Origin of the sequence: Bifidobacterium asteroides, assembly GCF_003202755.1 — a bacterium.
Classification (GTDB): Bacteria; Actinomycetota; Actinomycetes; order Actinomycetales; family Bifidobacteriaceae; genus Bombiscardovia; species Bombiscardovia asteroides_F.
Genome location: NZ_QGLK01000002.1, coordinates 1 through 5,219, shown reverse-complemented (window position 1 = coordinate 5,219; position 5,219 = coordinate 1). Strand labels below are relative to the sequence as shown.

Sequence of the window (5,219 nt, the reverse complement as noted above, 5' to 3'; positions counted from 1 at the left end):
ACACTACGGCACCGCCATCAACTGGAACGAGTTCCACACACCAGTCAGATACCCCAACACCACACTCTGACCAACACACAACCAAACCCACACACAGAACCTAAAACAACGCGTTTAGTTCCTATAGCCCCTGATGCCGGAGAGACCGTTCTGTATCAGCATAGAGGCTAGATTGGCTGAGCTCTGATAAGGATGCGAAGGGTAAGGAATACGAGCGGTGTCCATCTCAGTTACACCCCTTTAGATAAAAAAGTGCCGCCCTAGTGTGCATATCATATAAATATGATAGAGGCAGTGGCGGCTTCTAACAAGCTTTAATATACTCGGGATATCAGTTAGAAAGCTTCATCAAGATAAAGCTTCACAATATAAACACATTTCTTATCGGATGGTCTTTCTTCTATCATGAGCTACTGCAGATCACCCTTCAATCGGCAAACATAAAACTGGTCGGCTCGGCCGGGGTTGTGGTCATCGGCGGCTGCGCCTTGATGTCTGGCCGCCGCTGTCGCACGCCTGCGGCGTGCTGCTGAAGGGGTTGGGAATGTGGTGTTTGTGCCGCCCCCTTCCATTCTGGCCCGGGCCGCTGCGACTCAAGCCCCGAGCGTCTCCGCCCACACCCCGCTCCGGCCGAGGGGGCCGAACAGCATGCCCCCTCGGCCTCCGGGGGAGTGTTCGGATCCACGCGGGGGCTTGACTCTCCGCTATACCCGGGCCGCCATTCCAGGCGTCGGCACAAACAGTCCCGGCACCAAGGAAAGGAACACCCATGAACACCACAACCACAGTGACCATGCTGCCCATCGACGCCATCAGGCCCAACGACGCCAACCCCCGAAGCGAGATAGGAGACGTGTCGGAGCTGGCCATGAGCATCGCGTCCCAAGGCATACAGCAGGCCCTGGTCGTCACACCGGCGAACCAGGAGGGGCGGCACACCCTGGTCATCGGACACCGGCGGCTGGCGGCCGCCGAGCAGGCCGGCCTTGCAACCGTGCCCTGTATCATCACCGACATGGACGAGCAGACCCAGGCGGAGGTGATGCTGGTAGAGAACATACACCGTGACCAGCTCACCGCCCTGGACGAGGCACGCGGATACGCCCACCTCCTGGACCTTGGCGAAGACGTGGACCAGATGGCCAAAGCCACTGGCCGCAGCCGCAGCACCGTGCAGCGACGGCTCAAAATATCGTCCATCGACGACGAGAAAATACTCGCGCTGCCATCCCAGCTGAGCTTCGAGGAATTGGAGACGATAGCCGACTTCCGCGACGACGAAGGCCTGCAAGACCAGCTCATCAAAGCCGCAGGCACCAACAACTGGAACATGACACTGCACCAGGTCCAGGCCAAACGGTCGCTGGACAAGTGGATCGAACAGGCCCAGGAAGCCATCAAGCAGGCCGGGCTGCCCATCGTGCCGCTGACACCATCACAATCCTGGTCTGACCCGGAAGGTTGGCGCACCATCGCCCGATTCTCCCCGGATACCGACCCCGACCCCAAGCAGGCCCTCGACACATGGCTGGAGGAATGGGAAGGCGACAAACCCACGGCCGCCGGACTGCTCGACCGTGGCGGACAGTGGCGCGTCAAAATCACCCTGCTGGAGCCATACACCCAACAGGACCAGGAGGACGAACGCCGGCAAAGAGAGGATGACCTGGCCAGGTGGCAAGCCGAACAAGAAGCCGAAATCGCACCGGCCAAGCAACTGGACACGGCAAGCCACGACCTGCGGCTGGCCTACACGCAACGGCTCATGTCCCTCAAACGCCCCGCCAAAAACCAGTCCCAGGCCCTGTCCATGCTGGTCATCGCCCAAGCGAGCCAACGCACCTGGTGGGTCAGCCGGGACCAGGTGCGGGACACATGGCGCGCCATCGTCCAGGACCAGGAAGCCGAGCTGGCGCAAAAGGCCGACCTTGACGAGAGTCGCCGCACCCAGACGGCCTTCGCCCTGTGCCACGCCATCATGGAGACACAGATCAACCACGAGACCTGGCGCAGCCAAGACGACATAGACGGCCTGCTCAAACCCCTCTACCGTGCCCTCCAAACCGCAGGCTACGCCATCAGCGACGAAGAGCAATCCGGTCTCGACGGCGACCTGGTGCCCCGACCTGAAGAGGAAGACAACGAAGGGAACGAAGATGAAACAGACGACGGCGACCAGGAGGAGGACACCAAAGAGTGAATGAACCCCGCAGCCGGCGGCGGCGCAGCGATGCCTCGCGCCACCCCACGGGGTGGAATCGGCATCGTCGAACGCCCCGCGTTCGGACAGCCAGACCGCAACGCGAGGAACGCACGACTGGTTTGTATGTGCAATTTGTACTACACTCATGGTCATGGAGATCGAGATAGAGCAATCAGCCCGCAAGCACGGCTGCGCCGACGACGAAATCAGGCACGCGGTCCTCCACTCCATAGGCCACGAACAAATCGAGGGCTACGGCGACGAGATGACGGTGGTCTTCGTCGGCCAGCCACACCCCGGGGCCCTACCCGACAACCTGCTCGAAGTCATCGTCAGCAAATGGCAGGACGGCCAGCTCCACGCCTTCCACGCCATGCCGCTGACCAGCCGGTGGCAACATCTCAGATACCAATAGACACAACCAACAAGGAGCCAGACCATGACCAACACACAGACACCCGCCGACAGGGCAGCACACGCCGAAGCACTCGACCGCATGGCCGACGCCGGCCAATTCACACCCATCGAAGGCACCCGGGTATACCGGGGCTACGACGCCGGCCCCCTGACCGACGACGACCTGCTCTCCATCTTCGCCGGCCGCCCCCGCGACGAACTCAAACAACCCACCAGCAAAACCTGGCAGGTACGCACCACCCCGGCCCTGGACCAATGGGCCGAAGCCGCCGTCAAAACAGAAGGCACCAACCTATCGGCACTGATCCGCCAAGCCACCGCCGAATACCTGGCACACCACTACCCAGGACTCCGAAGCCAGATGGCCTGACCCATCAGGGCAACATCATCAAGGGACCCCTCAACGGGGTCCCTTTTTCCATGCTCGGCTCGGCCGGGGTTGTGGTCATCGGCGGCTGCGCCTTGATGTCTGGCCGCCGCTGTCGCACGCCTGCGGCGTGCTGCTGAAGGGGTTGGGAATGTGGTGTTTGTGCCGCCCCCTTCCATTCTGGCCCGGGCCGCCATTCCAGGCGTCGGCACAAACAGTCCCGGCACCAAGGAAAGGAACACCCATGAACACCACAACCAGCCTCCAGGACGACGTCAAGCAACTGAGCCAGGACCCCCAACTCATGCTCACCGCAGGCCGACAGGCCCTCGACAGCATCATGCGCATACTCGACGGCACCCACCAGCCCGAAGCCATAGGACACGACCGGCTCACCCGCATGGCCGCGCTGATAGAAACCTCACTGCCGCACCGCGACGCGCTCCTGGTCGCCACCATCAACCCCGACACCACCCGAGACGACCTGACCACCATCACCGAACAACCCCACGACCCCGCCGCCGTCAAACTCATCTTCACCAGCCTCACCACCTGCTTCGAAGGCCGGACCCCCGTCAACCAGGAACGCGCCGACAGAGCCTACAACCTCTTCGACCAGCTCACCGCCGCCGTCGGCCCCACCCCACACCTCAGCGCCTCCAGAGCCTACCTGGCCTGGGCCGCCCGCGACCCCGACCAAGCCAGCTCATACATGGTCCAAGCCCTCACCCTCGACCGAACCAACAACCTCGCAGCGCTCATCGCCCTGGCCCTCAGTAAGAACATCAACCCCACCGACGACTAACACCACACACAACCAAACCGAAGAGGTCTCCTCCCAAACCAAGGAGGAGACCTCTCCGCGTCCGATGCGTTTCTCCCGCCCCATAAAAGGGGCACTCGAATCCGCTTCATTCCCTAGGAATGATCGTTGTTTAGATTAATCATGCTTGTCTGCAGCATCAACGGCATGAATGACGAGTAGGGAGATGAGAATGGTGAGAACCTCAGTTATCAAAGATGAGAGCGCCATGGCTTCCCACCTGCTGAAGGCCAAGGCCATCAACCCCATGAGAAACACAAAACTCACAACTTCGCTAACAAGCTTCTTCAAGACCTTGTGACTGCTCATGCTAAACAACACATCCACCAACGCATCAGTTATGTAGGTACCAAAGAACCACAACAGAAAGATAACGATGGTACCCAAAACCCCACGCCACCCATGCACCCAGGAACGAACGCCACCGAAAGGGAGCAAGCGATAAGTGACACCAATGCCGACCGCAAAAGGAAAGACAAAACCCAACAACACAGTTCCGAAAAAACCAACACCGGTAATCGCATCCGAAACCGTTACATGGTCTGATCGTCCACGGTCACTCATCGCTCACCCCTCTCTCCATGAATCAGAGGAACAAATCAACCCATGTCGCCGTGTATTCAGCAATATCGTAAGGGATGCCCAGCTGCATCAAACCTGAGACGATAGCGGCATGAGTCCAGACGCCGGTGGCTTCCAGGAAGTCTGCAATCCGACCGGCCCACGGAGCAATCTTGGCAGGAAGCTTGGAACCTCCCCAGCGCAGAAGCTTAATGACAGCTTTCTTGGCGATCGTCGTAGCCCAATTCCTCGATTGGAAGCCATTACCGGCAGTGCCATCATGCATCGAGAATGCATACTCGGTCAGGATGCCAGCACCTTCATAATCACCGTTTTCCCATGCGGTATCCGCTATCTCCAGCACATCCCTCGGAGTCAGCGAATCGGTGACTTGACTCACGATAGATGTCGAAGCGGTATCCACAGGCTCTGCAGCCATCGCCTGACTGGGAACCATGGCGACTCCCATAGACAGCGCAAGTGGAACAGCAACGCTGGCGAGCAACCTACTTTTGATAGTGTTCAGAGCTTTCATCATAAGCCCCTTTCCGTTTGTTGAGTCAATTCATCCTTGATAACCAATAACGAAGTCAGCGGTGTCAGCCATGGCACCTCTGACAACCCAGCTAAAACTGGAATACTGCACTGATAGATAGGCCTAACTATCATTCTTGAGTTATTACATCAACGGTGACAGTAGCACCACCGTTACACCATTATAGGGCTATAGGAACTAAACGCGTTGTTTATGTTGGGGGTTTGGCCTTGTGGCTGTAAGCGTGTTGGGTGGTTGTTAATAGGTCGGGTTGTTAATAGGGGTCTTGCAGGGGTGCCCGTTCCTGTTCGAT

6 protein-coding genes are annotated in these 5,219 nt (G+C 58.9%); 4 read left to right on the top strand and 2 right to left on the bottom strand.

Going from position 1 to position 5,219, the window contains the following annotated elements; all coding sequences use genetic code 11:
- Nucleotides 1–769: 769 nt before the first annotated feature.
- The 4 genes from DKK74_RS03700 (at nucleotide 770) to DKK74_RS03685 (ending at nucleotide 3,792) form a co-directional block, all read left to right on the top strand.
- Entirely contained in the window at nucleotides 770–2,200 is a 1,431-nt protein-coding gene (locus DKK74_RS03700; protein WP_015022037.1) for a ParB/RepB/Spo0J family partition protein, read from the top strand.
- A gap of 154 nt (nucleotides 2,201–2,354) precedes the next feature.
- Nucleotides 2,355–2,618, top strand: a complete 264-nt coding sequence (locus DKK74_RS03695) for a hypothetical protein (RefSeq protein ID WP_141650026.1) — start codon at nucleotides 2,355–2,357, stop codon at nucleotides 2,616–2,618.
- Between the two features lie 24 nt (nucleotides 2,619–2,642).
- Nucleotides 2,643–2,990, top strand: coding sequence for a hypothetical protein (locus DKK74_RS03690; protein WP_015022035.1), 348 nt, complete (start codon nucleotides 2,643–2,645; stop codon nucleotides 2,988–2,990).
- Between the two features lie 241 nt (nucleotides 2,991–3,231).
- A complete protein-coding gene (locus DKK74_RS03685) occupies nucleotides 3,232–3,792 on the top strand; it encodes a hypothetical protein (protein ID WP_110412867.1) in 561 nt (186 codons plus the stop codon).
- A gap of 135 nt (nucleotides 3,793–3,927) precedes the next feature.
- On the opposite strand, the gene DKK74_RS03680 is transcribed toward DKK74_RS03685, so the two are convergent.
- On the bottom strand, nucleotides 3,928–4,374 hold the full coding sequence (locus DKK74_RS03680; RefSeq protein WP_015022033.1) for a hypothetical protein: 447 nt from the start codon (nucleotides 4,372–4,374) through the stop codon (nucleotides 3,928–3,930).
- Between the two features lie 22 nt (nucleotides 4,375–4,396).
- Nucleotides 4,397–4,909 carry a hypothetical protein gene (locus tag DKK74_RS08765; protein WP_045925197.1) on the bottom strand — a complete coding sequence of 171 codons (513 nt, stop codon included), beginning with the start codon at nucleotides 4,907–4,909 and terminating at the stop codon, nucleotides 4,397–4,399.
- Nucleotides 4,910–5,219: the final 310 nt, after the last annotated feature.